17 protein-coding genes are annotated in these 16,678 nt (G+C 58.9%); 8 read left to right on the forward strand and 9 right to left on the reverse strand.

Features of this window, described 5'->3' with window-relative positions:
• Positions 1-13: 13 nt before the first annotated feature.
• Together K1W69_RS06510 and K1W69_RS27290 are read right to left on the reverse strand one after the other, a co-directional pair.
• Complete coding sequence (locus K1W69_RS06510; protein ID WP_220227482.1) at positions 14-1,282, reverse strand: glycosyltransferase family 4 protein; 1,269 nt, start codon at positions 1,280-1,282, stop codon at positions 14-16.
• Positions 1,279-2,484 carry a glycosyltransferase family protein gene (locus K1W69_RS27290; RefSeq protein WP_220227483.1) on the reverse strand — a complete coding sequence of 402 codons (1,206 nt, stop codon included), beginning with the start codon at positions 2,482-2,484 and terminating at the stop codon, positions 1,279-1,281. Before K1W69_RS27290 ends, K1W69_RS06510 begins: the two co-directional genes overlap by 4 nt.
• Before the next feature lie 356 nt (positions 2,485-2,840).
• On the opposite strand from K1W69_RS27290, the gene K1W69_RS06520 reads away from it, so the two are divergent.
• Entirely contained in the window at positions 2,841-3,689 is an 849-nt protein-coding gene (locus K1W69_RS06520; protein ID WP_220227484.1) for an FkbM family methyltransferase, read from the forward strand.
• Here the strand turns inward: K1W69_RS06520 and K1W69_RS06525 are convergent.
• Genes K1W69_RS06525 through K1W69_RS06535 form a run of 3 tightly spaced genes read right to left on the reverse strand, consistent with a single transcriptional unit; the run spans position 3,666 to position 6,729 of the window.
• Positions 3,666-4,976 (reverse strand): NAD(P)/FAD-dependent oxidoreductase, encoded by a 1,311-nt coding sequence (locus K1W69_RS06525; protein ID WP_220227485.1) that lies wholly within the window; start codon positions 4,974-4,976, stop codon positions 3,666-3,668. The two genes, K1W69_RS06520 and K1W69_RS06525, sit on opposite strands and share 24 nt — an antisense overlap.
• A 53-nt stretch (positions 4,977-5,029) precedes the next feature.
• Complete coding sequence (locus K1W69_RS06530) at positions 5,030-5,830, reverse strand: phosphate/phosphite/phosphonate ABC transporter substrate-binding protein (RefSeq protein ID WP_220227486.1); 801 nt, start codon at positions 5,828-5,830, stop codon at positions 5,030-5,032.
• The gene (locus K1W69_RS06535) at positions 5,827-6,729 is read right to left on the reverse strand and encodes a fatty acid desaturase (RefSeq protein ID WP_220227487.1); all 903 of its coding nucleotides are present in this window, start codon (positions 6,727-6,729) and stop codon (positions 5,827-5,829) included. Before K1W69_RS06535 ends, K1W69_RS06530 begins: the two co-directional genes overlap by 4 nt.
• A gap of 129 nt (positions 6,730-6,858) precedes the next feature.
• Here K1W69_RS06535 and K1W69_RS06540 point away from each other — a divergent pair, with 129 nt between their 5' ends.
• Positions 6,859-7,731, forward strand: a complete 873-nt coding sequence (locus tag K1W69_RS06540) for a helix-turn-helix domain-containing protein (RefSeq protein WP_370688193.1) — start codon at positions 6,859-6,861, stop codon at positions 7,729-7,731.
• A gap of 11 nt (positions 7,732-7,742) precedes the next feature.
• Here the strand turns inward: K1W69_RS06540 and K1W69_RS06545 are convergent, their stop codons facing one another.
• On the reverse strand, positions 7,743-8,162 hold the full coding sequence (locus tag K1W69_RS06545) for an ion channel (protein WP_220227489.1): 420 nt from the start codon (positions 8,160-8,162) through the stop codon (positions 7,743-7,745).
• Between the two features lie 254 nt (positions 8,163-8,416).
• Between K1W69_RS06545 and doeA the strand changes: the two genes are divergently transcribed.
• From doeA to K1W69_RS06560, 3 genes are all read left to right on the forward strand, one after another.
• The gene (gene doeA / locus K1W69_RS06550) at positions 8,417-9,607 is read left to right on the forward strand and encodes an ectoine hydrolase DoeA (RefSeq protein ID WP_370688194.1); all 1,191 of its coding nucleotides are present in this window, start codon (positions 8,417-8,419) and stop codon (positions 9,605-9,607) included.
• 2 nt (positions 9,608-9,609) lie between these two features.
• The gene (gene argE / locus K1W69_RS06555) at positions 9,610-10,782 is read left to right on the forward strand and encodes an acetylornithine deacetylase (protein WP_220227490.1); all 1,173 of its coding nucleotides are present in this window, start codon (positions 9,610-9,612) and stop codon (positions 10,780-10,782) included.
• Positions 10,783-11,198: 416 nt separating this feature from the next.
• Positions 11,199-11,582, forward strand: a complete 384-nt coding sequence (locus K1W69_RS06560) for a DUF930 domain-containing protein (RefSeq protein WP_220227491.1) — start codon at positions 11,199-11,201, stop codon at positions 11,580-11,582.
• A 43-nt stretch (positions 11,583-11,625) separates the two neighbouring features.
• On the opposite strand, the gene lysM is transcribed toward K1W69_RS06560, so the two are convergent.
• A complete protein-coding gene (gene lysM / locus K1W69_RS06565) occupies positions 11,626-12,057 on the reverse strand; it encodes a peptidoglycan-binding protein LysM (RefSeq protein WP_220227492.1) in 432 nt (143 codons plus the stop codon).
• Between the two features lie 188 nt (positions 12,058-12,245).
• On the opposite strand from lysM, the gene K1W69_RS06570 reads away from it, so the two are divergent.
• Positions 12,246-12,401, forward strand: a complete 156-nt coding sequence (locus K1W69_RS06570) for an exopolysaccharide biosynthesis protein (RefSeq protein WP_220227493.1) — start codon at positions 12,246-12,248, stop codon at positions 12,399-12,401.
• A 50-nt stretch (positions 12,402-12,451) separates the two neighbouring features.
• Here K1W69_RS06570 and K1W69_RS06575 read toward each other — a convergent pair whose 3' ends face one another.
• Positions 12,452-12,673 (reverse strand): hypothetical protein, encoded by a 222-nt coding sequence (locus K1W69_RS06575; RefSeq protein WP_220227494.1) that lies wholly within the window; start codon positions 12,671-12,673, stop codon positions 12,452-12,454.
• A gap of 171 nt (positions 12,674-12,844) precedes the next feature.
• Between K1W69_RS06575 and paaZ the strand changes: the two genes are divergently transcribed.
• Together paaZ and K1W69_RS06585 are read left to right on the forward strand one after the other, a co-directional pair.
• Complete coding sequence (gene paaZ, locus K1W69_RS06580) at positions 12,845-14,875, forward strand: phenylacetic acid degradation bifunctional protein PaaZ (protein ID WP_220227495.1); 2,031 nt, start codon at positions 12,845-12,847, stop codon at positions 14,873-14,875.
• A 42-nt stretch (positions 14,876-14,917) separates the two neighbouring features.
• The gene (locus K1W69_RS06585) at positions 14,918-15,358 is read left to right on the forward strand and encodes a GFA family protein (RefSeq protein ID WP_220227496.1); all 441 of its coding nucleotides are present in this window, start codon (positions 14,918-14,920) and stop codon (positions 15,356-15,358) included.
• A 10-nt stretch (positions 15,359-15,368) separates the two neighbouring features.
• Here K1W69_RS06585 and K1W69_RS06590 read toward each other — a convergent pair whose 3' ends face one another.
• A complete protein-coding gene (locus K1W69_RS06590) occupies positions 15,369-16,628 on the reverse strand; it encodes a hypothetical protein (RefSeq protein ID WP_220227497.1) in 1,260 nt (419 codons plus the stop codon).
• Between the last annotated feature and the right edge of the window lie 50 nt (positions 16,629-16,678).

Here is a 16,678-nt window from a genome sequence, read left to right on the forward strand (position 1 = left end):
GTAAAAAAGAACCCTATGCGTCGACCGGGACGGCATGTCGGTGCTTCAGCGGTTGGACGCCGCTTTCCTCGAAGAGCGTCACGAGATCGTCCATTGTGGACATATGGTCGAAGCGCGTCCTCACCTTTCGTTCGCCTCTTTGCGCCATCTCGTCGCGCAGCCCGGGATTTGATATCAATTTCGCCATGGCGTCGCGGAGACGGGCGACGTCGTCGGGTGGCGTCAGCAGTCCGTTGACGCCGTCTTCCACGAGTTCGACAATTCCTGACACCGGCGTGGAAACGCAGGCAAGCCCTTGGCTCTGCGCCTCGATCAGCACATTCGGCAGGCCGTCGCGGTCTCCGTCAGCGGCGATTCTGCTCGGCAGCACGAAGAGATCGCTTTCGCGGCAGGTTTCCAGCACGAACTCTTGCGGTTTTGCGCCCAGCATTTCGGCGCGGTTTTCAAGTCCGAGTTCTTTGATCTGCAACGCCAGCTTGTCCTTCAGCACGCCGCCGCCGATATGGGTCCAGCGCCAGTTGAGGGTCTCTGGCAATTGCGCAAGCGCCGCGATCAGGGTGTCCAGCCCTTTCTTCTCGACAGCCCTGCCGACTGTGAGGATGCGCACTGGGTCATTCCCGGTTCCGTCCCGTGTGGACGCCGGTCGCTCGAAGGCGGGAAACCGGTCCAGATCGAGACCGTGATAAACGAGATGTACGCGGCTGGGATCGTTCGCCAGCGATTGCAGATGCTTGTGCCCCACAGACGTGCAGGTGACGCACCAGCTCATGTCATTGAGCTTTTCGCTCAGCTCCCAGTCCGGCGATGTCCAGATGTCCTTGGCATGGGCTGAACAGCTCCAGTCAAGCCCGACAATAGCGCTGCAATAGCGCGCCACGGAACACGGCGTATGAATGAAATGCGCGTAGATCCAGGCGGTCTGCGGCGGCAGTTCTTCCGCCATGACCAGGGCTTGTCCAAACCGCCGCACGCGATTGCGCGTCGGATCGCGTACGAGGTCCTTCAAAAACAGACGGAGCGCCTGGAAAAATCCCCGACGTCGCAAACTGCTTGTCAGACCCTTGAAGACGCGCACGGGCTCTTCGTGCAGGTATTCAGGAAGATAATTGACCGGAGCCTTTATTTCCGAATGGATCGGGTGGCGCGCCTTGTCCGTCGGATGCCGAAGGGAAACCAGGTTGAGGTGGAAGCCTGCGCGTTCCAGCGACAGCAATTCCTGGGCGATAAAGGATTCGGAGAGGCGTGGATAGCCTTTCAGAACCACCGCGATGGTTTGCGTCATCGCTCGGCCCTGGCGAGTTGGATGGACTGCTCGTTGCGGTCGTGCAGGATGGTTTCGACGGCGTCGCCGATGCGCTCCAGGCCATGCGCGTCGATGCCGGCGCCAACCGGTACGTCGTCGGCGATGAGCGCACGGATGGCGGCGGCAAAATCAAGCGGCCGCGAGGCGACAGCCTCCGGCGCCATGCGGCACCAACCCAGTTCCGCCGCCCGGCTCGCCCGGATATATTGCTCAAGACGCGGCGTCTGGCGCGGCACGAACAGCGCCTTCTTGTTGCGCGACACAACCTCGCAGAACGTGTTGTAGCCGCACATGCCGACAACCGCAGAGGCCCGGCGGATCAGGCCTTCAGGCTCCGAATCAAAGTCGATCACATGCATCCGGCCCGTGCCCTGCGCCCGCGCCCGGATCGCGTGGGCCTCCTGCGGGTCCGCATAAGGACCCAGAAGCAGCACCGCGGGCATCGTGATTTCCGCGTCCTGCTCGTAGGCGTCGACCACCGCATTCATCACGAAGTCGCCGTCGCCGCCGCCGCCAGCCGTCACCAGCAGATAGTCCTCGGGCAGGTCGGCGGGAAGCGCCGGCGCACCCGCCTGTCCGAGCGAGCGGTACAAAAAGCCCGTGAAGCTGCAGCTCGACAGAACGCTCGCCGGAAGGCCCATCTCGCGCAAGGGATGGTAAAAGCTCTCCGTGCCGTAGATCCAGATATGGTCGTACAGCCCCTCGATTCGCTCGTAGATGCCCTTGCGCTCCCATTCCGAGCGCAGCAGAGCGGTGTCGTCCAGCACGTCGCGCAGACCGAGCACAAGGGTCGCCCCGCAGGTCTTCAGATAGCCGAGCGCGGGCATCAGTTCGCCGCTCAGGCCAAGCGGCTCCTTGTCGGTGATGAAGATGTCGGCCGGACGGCGCTTCAGCGCCTCCATGATGGCCTGGCTGCGCGCCTCGATCACCTGTTCGTAGGTAAGCTGCGGGTCGGCCGGGCGGTAGCTGCCGTCCGGCTGCTTCTCGATCTGCGGGATCGGCGCGAAGTGGATGCGGTCATGAGCCGGAAACCGCGACGACAGGTCCGAGCCGGTGATGATCGTCGCATGCGCGTTGCAAAACCGATCGACAAGCGTCATCGCAATCTTGCGGCTGCGCCGCAGATGCCCGAGGCCAAACGTGTCGTGGCTGTAAAGTACAATGTGGGGGGCGTCGTTCACAAAGGCCTACCTGTCACCAATTGTCATTCTGGACCGGAAATCAATGTGGACGTCGCCACGCCGACCAATGATCACACATGATGCCTCTGTTCAATCCCGCCCTTGTCTCTTGTTGATAAACCATTCCGCGGTTGTCGGCAAACGTGCAGGCCGGGATTCCGGCGTTCGAAAAATGTCTGATCTCGATGTCGTTCATATGTCGGGCGAAACGGCGCGATCCACGCGACGAAGCCAATAAATCCTCTGGTCAACCGGCTGGTTTGACTTCATAGTGGCGCTTGATGATTTCGATCACATAAAACATTGTTCTGCTGATCCAATGGCGCGCGGCTTTGGCGAATCCTGACACTGCGAAAATGAGACGAGGCCTGGACACAGTTTCGGATTTCGGCCACCGAAAGCCGGGATTGCTGCCGACGGTGATCTGGCGGCTCGCCACCCACAAAATGATCGGACAGCAACAGCGAAAAGTCATCCGCAAGCGGTTCGCTCGTCGTTTTCAGGGACCTTTCGACGTCGAGGCGGAAGGCGTGCGCATGCGCGCCTATCCGTTCGAGAACTATTGCGACCGCACGGTTGTCGGCAGAAAGGCCCTTCCGGAAATTCCCGAGCGCCGCCTGATCGCGCCGATGATCAAGCCGGGCATGGTCTTCGTCGATATCGGCGCGAATGTCGGCTCCTACAGCATGTTTGTCGCAAAGGCCTGCGGCGATCATGCGAGGATCCTCGCGTTCGAACCACATCCGCGCACCTTCTCCAAGCTGGTGTTCAACCTCGAAGCCAACGGTTTTCGCAGCGTGGAGGCGATCAATCGCGGAACCGGTCCGAAATCTCAAAGGTTGAAACTGTATTCAAGCGGCGGAACCAACATTGGAACGGCGTCCCTGCACTCGGACGCGATCGTTGCGCGCGATCATGTGGAGATAAAGATCACGCGGCTTTCCGAAGCACTCGTCCTTCGTAACATCGACCGGGTGGACCTCCTGAAAATCGATGTTGAGGGCTATGAAGATCAGGCGCTTTTGCCTCTGATGATTCCGGAGTACCGATCCCTGTGGCCGAAAGCCGTGCTGATCGAAACGGTGCTGCGCCGCCTCTGGAAAATCGACTGCGTCGAGCATCTCGAATCTCTCGGTTACAGGATCGCAGGCGCCACGTCGGAAAACACCCTGCTGACCTTGTCAGCCGATGACCGAGAAGCTTGAATTCTGATTGATTTCGCGGTTGCGCGAAAACGCGCCGATTGAAATGTTCGCGTCGAGATAATCGAGGTGGAACTGAACCGGATCGCTGTCGTGATCATGGCCATTCTCACAGGCTTCTACCAGTTCAGCCATCATCTTGCCGGCGACTGGCGCGTTCTTGAACTGGTTTCCGCTGGTGCCGATCGCCATGTAGTAGCCCTTTAGATCGCTCTTGTCGTAGATCGGCGCCCAGTCTTCGGTCACGTCGTAAAGGGCAACAACGCCTTTGGCCGCGCCGGGCAGCTTCAGCGACGGAATGCGCTGCGCCAGGCGCATGACCAATACGTTCCATTGCTCCGAGAAGCTCGTGTTGTAGTCGTCCGGGTCATCGACCCATTCCTTCCCGTCGCAGGCCGGATCTTCTGATCCGATCAGGATGTTGTTGCCAGTCTCGGGACGGCAATAGGTCGCAATATCGCTGTCGGAATAAACGAAGCCGTCTTTCTCGAAATCAACGCCGTCGGGCGAGGGCACATGGGCGACTTCATGGCGCAACGCCCTCGTGCTCATTTTCATGCCGTCGGCCACTCCGGCCAGCGCGTTGATCCTGGACGAATGCGGTCCGGCGACGTTGATGACGACCGGCGCGGTGATTGTCGCGCCGTCCTTCAGGACCACGCCGCCGACGCGGCCATCCTCCGTGATGATCTCGCATACTTCGCGGTTGAACAGGAACTTCGCGCCCAGCGCTTCCGCCGCCCGTTGCGCGTTGTGAGCCGCCAGTTTCGGGTCGTTGACATATCCGCCGCGCGGAAAGAACACCGCGCCGTTGACCGCCTCGCCGGTCGGCGCGCCAAACCCTTCATCCTCCGGACGTTTGGCCGGCTCGAAACGATGCACGTCTGCGTTCGGCAGGCGGGACGGAATATCCTGCGCGCTCAGGTCCTCGTAGGGGCAGCCGATCCGATCCATCATCTCGCACACCCGCGCAAGATTGTGGTTGTGATCGGTCTTTATGACGAGGCAACCGGTGTCGTGATAGCGGATCAGACCCTGTTCGTCGCTTGCGCCAACGTAGTCCGACCAGTTTTTCCAGTAGTGCCAGCCCTCATAGGCGAGCGCACAGGATTCGAAGGTCGAATAGTAGGTGCGAATGATCGCGCAGGAGCCGGAGGTGGATCCGTATCCAGCCTCGGGCAGTTTGTCGATCGACAGGGTGCGACGCCCCTTGCGCGCAAGTTCCAGCGCTACGCAGGAGCCGATAACGCCCGCGCCGATAATGATGGCGTCATAGGATTCGCTGACCATAAAATCATCCTTTCAGTGACTGATTTGGTCCTACACGGCGGCCGAAAACCACGTCAAGCGGTTGTAAGCAGAGAGAGCGGCTGCGCCTTGTAGCGGCTTTCAATCACCGCATAGTCTTTCGGACGCATCGGCGAAAAGCCCGTCAACAGCAGATCGTCACGGGTCTCCTCGTCCAGTCCGGCCATGGCTTCCACCACGGCGTTGTGAATCCGGTCTGCTGACGAACGCCGGTCGCTTGCGCAGATGAACGGCAAACCGGGCGTGGGATCGGTCTTCTCGATCACCTTCACCATCCGCGCCGCAGGCTCATGGCGCTGGGCCAGGCGCCAACTCACGGCGTCGATGCTTGCAATATCGGCCTTGCCGTCCGCCACGCTGCGGATCGAAGCGCGATGCGAACCGGTGCAGATCTGCTCCGCGACAGGTTCTGCGCCGCGGCCGTGTTTCCGCAAGGTATGGCCAAAGGCTGAAAAGCCGGACTGCGACACGGCGTTGTTGTAGGCGAAGCGGAAGCTGTCGAGGTCGTCAAGCCCTGTCGCCGGGCTGTCCGCATGGACGACGATCACGCTGTAATAGCTGCCTGCGCCGCAGGCGATGTCGTAGGCTGGCGCGCCGAGCAATTGCACGGTGTCCTTCAGGCCAAGCGCGTAGGGCAGGCCGCAGGTCTGACCAAGAACGAGGCTTGGCGCGTTCCAGATTTCCGTTTCGCTCAGGGTTCTCTCGAGTCGTTCCGGCGCCGAAATTCCGTATTCCGCCAGATTGATACGGATGGCGCGCCAGAAACGGTCGTTTGAAGTCTGCAGTTCTGGCCAGTCATACATGGGCAGGGCGGCGATCGGCTCGCCGCTGCTCATTGGTCGCTCCCGCCTGCCAGCGGATATGGCACCGGCTCCTTTCGTCGAAACGCGAACGTCCGGATGATCTCCATGTAACTACGGTAGCTGTAGCCGCGATTGAGCTTCAGGAACCGGTCGCGATGCCGCGCATAGAGCGAGGGTAACCGATGCCACGCCACCGACGGGTAGGCGTGGTGAACGGCGTGCAGATTGTTGTTCAGGAACAGCAGGCTCAGTGGCCCGCGATCCTCGATGATGACCGAGCGCCCGAGATGGCTCTCTTCGGCCTGGTGTTCGAGATAGGTCCGAATCATCAGAATGGACATGCCGAAATAGGCGGAGATGAAATAGAGCCAGAGCGGCATGCCGGAAACCATACTCACGAGGGCAAGCAGAAGCGCCACAAGCGGGATATGCAAGACCCAGGCGAAGATGACGTCGCGATCGTTAAGAATGGCTGCTCGCCCGTCCGACATTGCGAGACGGATCAGCGAAATTATCGGACCGATCAGCATACGGCCTGCAAGCGTGTTGTTGAACTCGAACGCCGCCTTCACGACGCGCGGCAGCCTGCTCCAGAAATCCTGCGCGAGATACCAGCTTTCCGGATCGTCATATGGATCGCAGATATTGGCGTTCTGATGGTGGTCGAGATGGGAATCCTTGAAACGTAAATAGGGGACATACAGTCCCATCGGCAGAACGACGACGGCGTCATTGGCCGCTGAATCACGGAAAGGATGACCGTGGATGCATTCGTGCTGCAGCGAGGAGTGCAGCGTGATCACCGGACAAAGCAAAATCGCCGCTACAATCCACGGCAGTCCGAACGGGTTAATAAGAAAAAATAGCCATGCAGCGTAGCAAATAGTCAGAAGGCCGAGGGTGCGCCACTCGGATCGGTCTTTAAGAATCAACAGAATTTGTCCCCTTGTTTGCATCGTACAATGCGCCTGCAAGCAAGAATGGACAATGTGAGAATACGCGCATAATAATGTTTGTATGTAGAGTAATGTGGTAGAAACACATAAATGATATCAAATGCAGTGAAAACACAACAAGACGATGAAACCCATGGCGACAAGCGCGATGTCGCGGAGATCTTCCGTGATCGCATGGCGCTCCTGCTGGCGCAGAAGGGTTTCAATCTCAGCCAGTTCGCCAAGTCGATCGGTATCGATCGCTCGGCGCTGAGTCAGTTTCTAGCGCCGGGCTCGACCCGTCTTCCCAGGGCCGAGACGCTGTGCGCGATAGCCCGGACCTGCGGCGTTTCCCTTGACTGGTTGATGGGTCTGATTGCTCGGGACTCGCTCGACAGCGAAACCGTCGAGATGCTTGAAATACAGCGCGTCAATCATGAGTCCGGTCGGCGCATCCTGTCCGTTTGGCACAAGGAGGCTATGGGCTACAAGATTCGCTACGTGCCGAGCGAACTGCCGGACCTGCTCAGAACCGAGGCTGTGCGCAAATTCGAGTTCAATCTGAAAAATCCGGACGAGCGGGAATCGCGCGAGCAGCAGGCCAAGGATCAGTTGACCTATTCGCGCCTTCCGGAGACCGACATGGAAGTCTGCATGCCGGTTCAGCGGCTTGAGCAATTTGCGAGCGGGCAGGGGATGTGGAACGGCTTGAGCGCGGAGGTCCGGCGCGAGCAGCTCATGCACATGGCCACGCTCATCGACGAGTTGTATCCGACGTTCCGTCTGTTCCTGTATGACGGTCGGGAGGTTTATTCGGCGCCCTATACGCTGTTCGGGCCGCTGCGCGCGGCGCTTTATGTCGGCGACATGTTCCTGGTCGTCAATTCAAAAGGTCATATTCGCGCGCTTACCGCGCATTTCGACCACCTGATCCGCGTGGCCCGTTTCGGCCCGGATCGCGTCGCCGGCAAGGTTGTGGGGCTCGCCAAGACGCTTTGACGTGACGGGGCCTAGTCTCTTAGGTGATGCTGGACTCTGCGCACATGTCTCAGCGTATCGGTGATCATCGCTGTCATCAGCCCGAACATCAGGAAACCGTTGGCGCCTGTCATGCCGCCCAAAAGACGCAATTTTTGAGGGACCACAATGTCGCCAAGCCCCAGCGTCGTATAGGCGACAAGGGAATAGTAGACCGCTTCCTCCAGCGTGCTGAAAACAGACATTTGCCGAAAGATAATCGCCCATAACCAGACGCCGAACGTCGTCATGCCCATCGTTGAAATCGCGACCATCGAGACGACAATGAATGACTTGAAGTGCTGGTTGGAACCGCGAAGCCACGGCTCCATCCTGAGAAGCAACTCATTGAGAGCCGACCACATGAACGCTCCTCCCAGCAAAGACACCAGTGTGATGACTGTTCCTAGCATCAATTGGCTCAACACGAGGTAACCATCCTTTCGCTGATGAAATGCAACGCCGCAGAAGAAACTGTATCAATCGACGTGTTTCGAGGTCGAGTTTTGGACGGTACCAGCGAATGACCGCAGTTGCACTGATACTCCCGAAGCCGGATTCTTAATTTTCTTTGTCATTTCCGTCAAAGGCGCGCGTCGCATATGGAATTGCGGCGGACGAAAAGTTGAGGCTAGATGGGGCCTTGATCAAAAAGGATGGATGACCCGTGACCGGAAACACCGACAAGCAACTGCCTTTCGTTCTCGATGAATACGCCGTGCGCCTTGGAAAGGTTCGCAAGGCGATGGAAGAAGCGGGCATAGAGCTGCTTGTCGTCACCGATCCCTCAAACATGGCGTGGCTGACGGCCTATGACGGCTGGTCCTTCTACGTCCATCAATGCGTGCTGGTCACCCTTGACGATGACCCGATCTGGTTTGGCCGGCTGCAGGACGGCAATGGCGCAAAGCGCACAGTCTACATGGACGACGCGCACATCCTGTCCTACCCCGATCACTATGTGCAGTCTCCGGTTCGTCACCCGATGGACGTGCTGTCTCAGATCGTCACTGACAGGGGCTGGTCGAGCCTGAAGATTGGCGTCGAGATGGACAATTATTACTTTTCGGCCGCCGCCTTCGCCGCCCTGTTGAAAGGCCTGCCGAATGCGGATTTCAAGGATGCGACCGGCCTCGTCAACTGGCAGCGCGCTGTCAAGTCCGAACGGGAACTCGACTACATGCGCATCGCCGGCCGCATCGTCGAAAAGATGCACCAGCGCATCTGGGACACGGTCAAGCCGGGTATCCGTAAATGCGATCTGGTGGCGGAGATCTATGATGCGTCCATTCGCGGCGTCGGCGAATTCGGCGGCGACTATCCGGCCATCGTTCCGCTTCTGCCGTCGGGCGAGGACGCGGCCGCTCCGCATCTGACATGGGACGACAAGCCTATGCAGACGGGAGAGGGCACCTTCTTCGAAATCGCCGGCTGCTACCGCCGCTATCACTGCCCGCTCTCCCGAACCGTGTTTCTTGGCAAGCCGACCCAGACCTTTCTCGACGCAGAAAAGGCCGTTCAGGAAGGGCTTGCAGCCGGTCTCGAAATGGCGAAACCCGGCAATCTCGCTGAAGATGTCGTCAACGCCTACTTCGCCATCCTGAAGAAGTACGGGATCGTGAAGGACAATCGCAGCGGCTATCCGATCGGTATTTCCTATCCTCCGGATTGGGGCGAGCGCACCTACAGCCTGCGACCGGGCGACAAGACCGTGCTTCAGGAGAACATGACGTTCCATTTCATGACAGGGCTGTGGATGGATGATTGGGGCTTCGAGATTACAGAGAGCGTCGCAATCACGGATGGCGATCCGGAGTGTCTCGCCGATCTGCCGCGGGAACTGGTCGTGAGAGGCTAGAAATGCAGGCAGTCGATCTCTCCCTGGACGTGGCCGAAGCACAGCAGCGCGCGGTTGATATTCTCGATCAACTGGTGCGCTTCCCGACCCTGTCAGGCGAAACCAATCTCGATATGATTGCTTTCGTCACCCGATATCTGGCCGATCACGGCGTTGTGTCTTCAATCTCACATGACGAATCCGGACTGCGCGCCAATCTTTACGCGACAATCGGGCCGGAGATCGACGGCGGCGTGCTCCTCAACGGCCACACCGACGTCGTGCCGGTGGAAGGTCAGGAATGGTCGAGCGATCCCTTCGAATTGCGCATCGCCGATGATCGACTGTACGGGCGCGGAAGCGTCGACATGAAGGGGTTTCTGGCCTGCATGCTCGCCATGGCGCCGGATTTCAAGGCGATGCCGCTTGCCAGGCCTGTCCATCTTTCGATGTGCTACGACGAGGAAAATGGCGGCTTTGGCGCGCCGGTGCTGGCGGACGATATCGTGTCCAAAACCTGGCGCCCGTCCGTCGCCATCGTCGGCGAGCCCACAGAGATGCGCATGGTCGGGGCGCACAAGGGCGGGCTGGAACTCCGCACGGAAGTCACCGGGTTCGCCGCCCATGCCTGCGATCCTTCCAAGGGCGTGAACGCCATCATGATCGCGGCAGACATGATCGCCCATCTGCGGAAACTGGCGCATGATCTTTCAGGGCAGATCGATTCCGAGAGTCCCTGCGATCCGCCGCATGTCACCATCAATGTCGGCACGGTTCACGGCGGCGCCGCCCGTAATGTTGTGGCCGGCGATTGCGCCTTCGATTGGGAAATTCGCCCGACGCGCAGCGGCCAGGCGGAGACGTTACTTGAAGAAATCGACGCCTATTTCAGCGCAAATCTGACGCCGGCCGGCGCTTCTTTCCAGACCACGGTTGAAGCCGTCGTTCCGCCGCTAATGTATGATCCTCAATCAGCCGCGGCCCAGCTGGTCGGGAAACTGACGGGCATGAACTCTGTCGGAGCAGTGTCTTTCGGAACCGACGCGGGACACTTTCAGGCGAACGGCATGTCGACCATCGTTTTCGGTCCGGGTTCCATCGATCAGGCGCACAAGCCGGACGAATTCATCGAACTCGATCAGATCAGGCAATGTCTGCGATTTCTGCACAAGCTGGGCGGTGAACTCTCCGCCTGACCGGCCATCATTCGACCAAATTGCTTTGAGACATTGTTACCAGTGTCGAAAGACCGGAATGGGCAATGGGCGGCTCGGTGTTATCCGGAATTATTGCGGAAAGACCTCTCAGGGGGCCAGTCGATCAGACAGGCTCGCCTGCGACCGGGGTCGTGGCGTCCGTTTTCGTCCACTTCCTCTTTTTCCTTCTGATCCTTATGCTGTTGCCTCTTCCCAAGCCGTTGAATCCTCTGATTCCCGACGTGGTCCGGGTGACGGTTGTATCCAGGCTTCCCGCACTTCAGCAGCAATCGCTAAAAGATGCGCCGCCTGAGGCTGCGCTTCAGCGTCCGTCAAAGCAGGTTTCAATCAATCCCGAACGGCTTCGGCCGCGACCGTCGGAGCCTCCGGCTCGGAAGGCGCCGGAGGAAAACAAGATGGTGCGCGCGACGCAGATCTTTGCCGGCGCGGTGCTCGCGACGCCGGAAGCCCGCCAGGCGCGGATGGCCTTGCCGACTCTCGTTGACGAAGACCGCAAGCTTCAGCTTTGCGGACTGGAAGCGATGGAGCAGATCCACGTCTGGGACAATACGTTCCAGCCGGAGCGGCTCGTCGCCTACGCGATGGAAGACGCGAGGGTCAGCGGAAACAGCGTCATCGCCGAAGGCGCGGCTTTCCGAAGCCGCAACCGCTGGTACAATCTGCAATTTCGCTGTGACGTGACGCCGGACATGCGCGATGTCGTCGCGTTCGAGTTTGCGCTCGGCGAACCAATTCCCTACGAGGACTGGCTCTCGCACAACCTGGCTGCCATTCACTGATGTAAAAAATCAGGAATAGCCCACCAAACCTATGTCCTAGTTATCACGAAAGCGGCGGGATCCTGAGCACCTGACCCGGATAGATCTTGTCCGGGTCGGACAGCATTGGCTTGTTGGCCTCAAAAATCGCATTGTATTTCGTTCCGTCGCCATAGGCCTTCTTTGCTACCGCCCAAAGGGTATCGCCCTTTTCGACAGTGTGGAAGGTTGAACCGTCAGCCGTGTCGTCCGTCTCGATATTTTCCTCGACCTTCGCGATTCCCTCGATGTTTCCGGCGGCGAGGATGAGCTTCTCCTTCACTTCCTGCGACGGCGCCTTGCCGTTGATGACGACCTTATCGCCCTCGACCTTCACGTCGAGATCGTCTTTCAGCCCTAGCATTCCGGCTTCCTTTGCGATGACTTCGGAGGCGTCGTCATCGTCTGATCCCCAGAGTTTCTTGCCTGCATCTTTTACGAAATCGAAAATTCCCATGGTGTGTTTCCTCTCTTGAAGCCGGTTGGTCTCCCACGGCGATATTACAATTCGGAGACTATAGAAATATTTCAAGTAAAACAGTGTAAATGCCGAGTATGCGTCGTTCTGAGGATCTGCGTTAATCTTCAGGTAGTACGAGAACAAAAAACTGGAAATGACTGGAACCTGGGCGTTGCGGGCTTGCAATGCCCGTTTTGGAGTTCGTGCCGTTCAGTTCGACGCTTCTTGGAGGCGCTGTCTGTCTGATCGCCATAGCTTTGGCGGCGAAAGACGGCGTAGTGGGCTTCCTTGCCCTGATCACCATGTGTGGGCTCGCCGTTGCGATGGCCACTGGCTTTTAACTTGGGCGGAAGCGGCCATTGGCCATCCGCTTCCGCCTGACAAGACGATACTATTCGGTCCAGACAAAGCGCCGTCTGGCTGATACGCCGAACATCACGTCGCCTCGCGCGATGGCGATGTCGCGATAGACATGCTCAGGCATGTCCAGCAGCGCTTCATTTTCCAGACGGCTGCGATTTGCCGCCCGCAGCCTTCCCGGCAGTCCAAAGATGCGATTCCACATCGAACCGCTCCGGCTTTTTTCCGTTCCACGATCGATGAAAGTAGTCATTTTCCTGTTTCCTTCCCGCTCAAATGTTGATCGGTCAGCCTGCAATCTAATGGAGTTCTGCGCGAGCCTCTGTGAGAAATGATACAGTTCGGAAAATTGCCGCAATGGTTAGGATTGACCGAATGGTTGGTTAATTTATACTGTCTGAATGGGATTGAACGGGAGGAAACGATGGGAGTGATGCAGGTATCGAGCTTTGCGGCAGGGCAGTGGATTGCGCCTTCCGGAACAACATCCAAATTATATTCTGCCGCAAATGGCCAGATGATCGGAGAGGCTGGCTGCGACAGTCTTGATTTCCAGCAGATGCTGGATTTCGCGCGGGACAAGGGCGGTCCGGCGCTCAGAAAGATGACCTTCCATGATCGCGCGAGAATGCTTAAGGCCCTGGCGCTTTATCTCAACGAGCGCCGTGACGGGCTCTATGCGTTGTCTCATATGACCGGGGCGACTTTGGCCGACAGCCGCATCGATATCGATGGCGGTATTGGCACGCTGCTGGTCTATGCGTCGAAGGGCCGGCGTGAAATGCCCGCTGATCAGGTCTATGTCGATGGCGAAACCGAAATGCTGTCGCGGGAGGGTACATTTATCGGGCGACATGTCTGCACCCCGTTGACCGGCGCTGCGGTCCACATAAACGCATTCAATTTTCCGGTCTGGGGCATGCTTGAAAAGCTGGCGCCCACATTGCTCGCCGGAGTGCCGGCAATCGTCAAACCGGCGACGGCCACCTGCTGGCTGACCGAGGCCTGTTTCAAGCTGATGATTGAAAGCGGCGTATTGCCGGAAGGGTCGATCCAGTTGATATCCGGCCGGACGGGTGATCTGCTCGACCGGCTCGACAGCCGGGACGTTGTCAGTTTTACCGGATCCGCGGCGACTGCGCTGTCTCTGCGGTCGAAGAACAATATATTGGCAAACTCTGTTCGGTTCACGGCAGAGCAGGACAGCCTCAACGCTTCAGTCCTCGGAACGGACATCGATCCCGGCACGCCGGATTTTGATATTTTCATCAAGGAAGCGGCGACCGAGATCACCACCAAGGCCGGCCAGAAATGCACGGCGATAAGGCGGATCATCGCGCCTGCGTCGCGGATTGATGCTGTTGTGGAAGCCCTGACAAAGCGGCTGGAAGCCGTCACCATCGGCGATCCCGCGCTCAAGGAATCAAGAATGGGAGCGCTCGCTTCTGCAGCGCAAAAACGCGATACGCTGGAAAACGCCGCGCGGATCGGCGTGGAGTGCGAGCGCGTCTTCGGTGACGAAGAGGCGCCGGAACTGACCGGCGTCGGTGTCGAGTACGGCTATTATCTGAAACCCATGCTCTTCGTCTGCAATGATCCAGACGCCGCCAAGGCGGTCCACGAGGTCGAAGCCTTTGGCCCCGTATCAACCGTCATGGGATATCGCGACGCCGAACACGCCATCGCGCTTGCAAACCGCGGCGGCGGGTCTCTGGTCGCCTCCGTCGTCACGCGCGATCCGCAGACGGCGCGGGAATTCGTCCTTGGGGCGGGGGCCTCCCACGGCCGGATCTACTTCAACAACGGGGATTCCGCGAAGGAAGCGACAGGTCACGGTTCGCCCTTGCCGCACATGGTTCATGGCGGTCCAGGCAGGGCGGGCGGCGGCGAGGAGCTTGGCGGCGTGCGCGGGGTCATGCATTACATGCAGCGCACCGCGATCCAGGCAAGCCCGGATCTGATGACCGGGATCACCGGAAATTGGTTCCGGGGCTCGAAGGAAATCACCGCACCGGCGCATCCCTTTACCCGGAGTTTTGGCGAACTTCAGATTGGCGAGACTATTCATACCCCGTCGCGGGAAGTCACGCTGGAGGATATCGAGCACTTTGCCAGTTTCACCGGCGATACCTTCTATGCGCATATGGATGAGGCGGCGGCGAAGGCGAACCCGTTCTTTCCCGGTCGCGTCGCGCACGGCTATCTGCTGTTGAGCTTCGCCGCCGGTCTCTTCGTGGAGCCGAATCCCGGTCCGGTATTGGCGAACACAGGGTTGAACAGCCTGAGTTTTCAAAAGCCTGTCAGTCCCGGTGATGCGATATCGGTTCGTCTCACGGTCAAGCGTAAGACGCCGCGCAATGAAGAGTATGGAGAAGTTGCCTGGGATGTCGTGCTGACCAATCAGGACGGAGAGCAGGTGGCGGAGTACGAATTGCTGACGATGGTTTCCCTCTGAATTTGCGTTGTCAAAGTTGCTGGCGTCGCCGATACTGCCGCGATGTGCGCACTGTCATCCGAAACGCATGAAGGCGGGTGCTTCTGCGGGGCGATCCGGTACAGGACGCTCGGCAAACCTGACCGTGTTTCCCTGTGCTCCTGCGAGTGGTGCACGAAGCGAACCGGCAGCGCCTTCGGGATTTCAGTCTATTTCCCGGAGGATCACATCGCCTTCTTTGGGGAAGACTGGAAGACCTTCCGGTTGACGTCCGACGCCGGGCGTTGGCTTGAAACCCGGTTTTGTGGAAATTGCGGCACGACTGTTGGCTGGACGCTCGAATTCCTGCCCGGCCACTGCGGCGTTGCCGGAGGCACCTTCGACAATCCAAAATTCTGGTATACGCCCGAACGATACGGTTTCGCCCGCTCCAAGCCAGACTGGCTGGAGGTTCCGGACGGTCTCCACGTTTTTCAGGCAATGCCCGGATCGCCGAATGAGTGATAAGGACGGCTCAGCCGCCGAAGGGGCCGAGCAACATAAGTGATTGCGGACCATAGACGGCCGACCATTCATCCATGATTTCTCTGACCAGAGGCAGGTTCCAGCCGGCTTCAGCCCAAAGCGGTGGGTTGAACTCCACATCGGTCTGCCATCTGCGCATTGCGGCGAGGGCGGCTTCCGGAGCGTCGATGTTGGAGAGGTTGGCGATCAACACGAGAGCGTTCGCCGAACCCTTCGCAGAGGCCGGAGACCAGGCAAGGAGGAACGGGCCGCGTCCGTCGATTTCAATTCCGGTCAGTTCCGCTTCGTAAATCGCCTGGTCCGCAGTTGCTGCGCCATAGTTCAGCACGGCGGTTTCGCATTTTTCGACGTCATTCAGTCTGGAAAGGGCGTCTGTATCCACGGAAGCCGACACCGGCCAGACGGTCGCCATGCGGGGCGCCGACGCCGGCAAGCCTTGCACAGGCTCATGCTTTCCGCTCTCGACATAGGCTGCACAGAATTGCGCCAGTCTCTCCGGGTTTCGTCTTGCCGTATCCAGAGGAAACGCCACCAGTCCATAAGCGGCAAAGCGGTCATCCGGACCGGCCTCCGGTTTCATGTAGACACGCGCCGAAGGCGCCGGAGCGATTATGGTTTCCCGACGGGACTGGACTTCTTCCTTTTCCTGCGCGGAGATTTGTTTCGTCACACGGCCGGTTCGCTTGTCAACAACCGTCGTTTTCACGACCGTGTCGGTGCGTTCACGGATTTCTTCCGTTTCGGCGACAACGCCCGTGCCGGTGTCGGCGATGACAGTGTCGATATCTTCCTCGGTCGTGATAGTTTCCTCGACACGTTCGACAATTGCTTCCGGCGTTTCGACGATTTCGACGGTTGAATCCGTCTTGCCCGGCGTTTCGGTCACGCGCACGGCTTCGACAATTTCTTCGGATGCAGGCTCCTCAGGCGATTTCTCAGCGGCCATCTCGGTGGCAGCCATTTTGGATGGATTCACAGATTCTTCCACTGTGTCGGAGCCCGCGACAGTTGTTGTCGTCGATTGAGTCTCGGTCTCGACTTCAGGCTCAGCGCCGGCCGCCAGCGTAGCCTTCGAGCCCTCATCCTGGGTTGCCGGCGTCTCCGCTGATGCGACTTGTGAAGGCGTCGTCCTTACGGGCGGCGCAGACTGTGCGGTCGTTGCGGAATTGTGGCTGCTGCAGCCGTGCAAAACGGCGCTTCCAGCCAGAAGCAAGGCGGTCGTCAAAAGATATTTTGAACCATGCGCCACTGGACCGTCCCCCGGTTGTATCCAGATGTTTGTGCATTCCGTCTTTCCTA

This window comes from Flavimaribacter sediminis (genome assembly GCF_019492055.1).
GTDB classification, from domain to species: Bacteria; Pseudomonadota; Alphaproteobacteria; order Rhizobiales; family Rhizobiaceae; genus Flavimaribacter; species Flavimaribacter sediminis.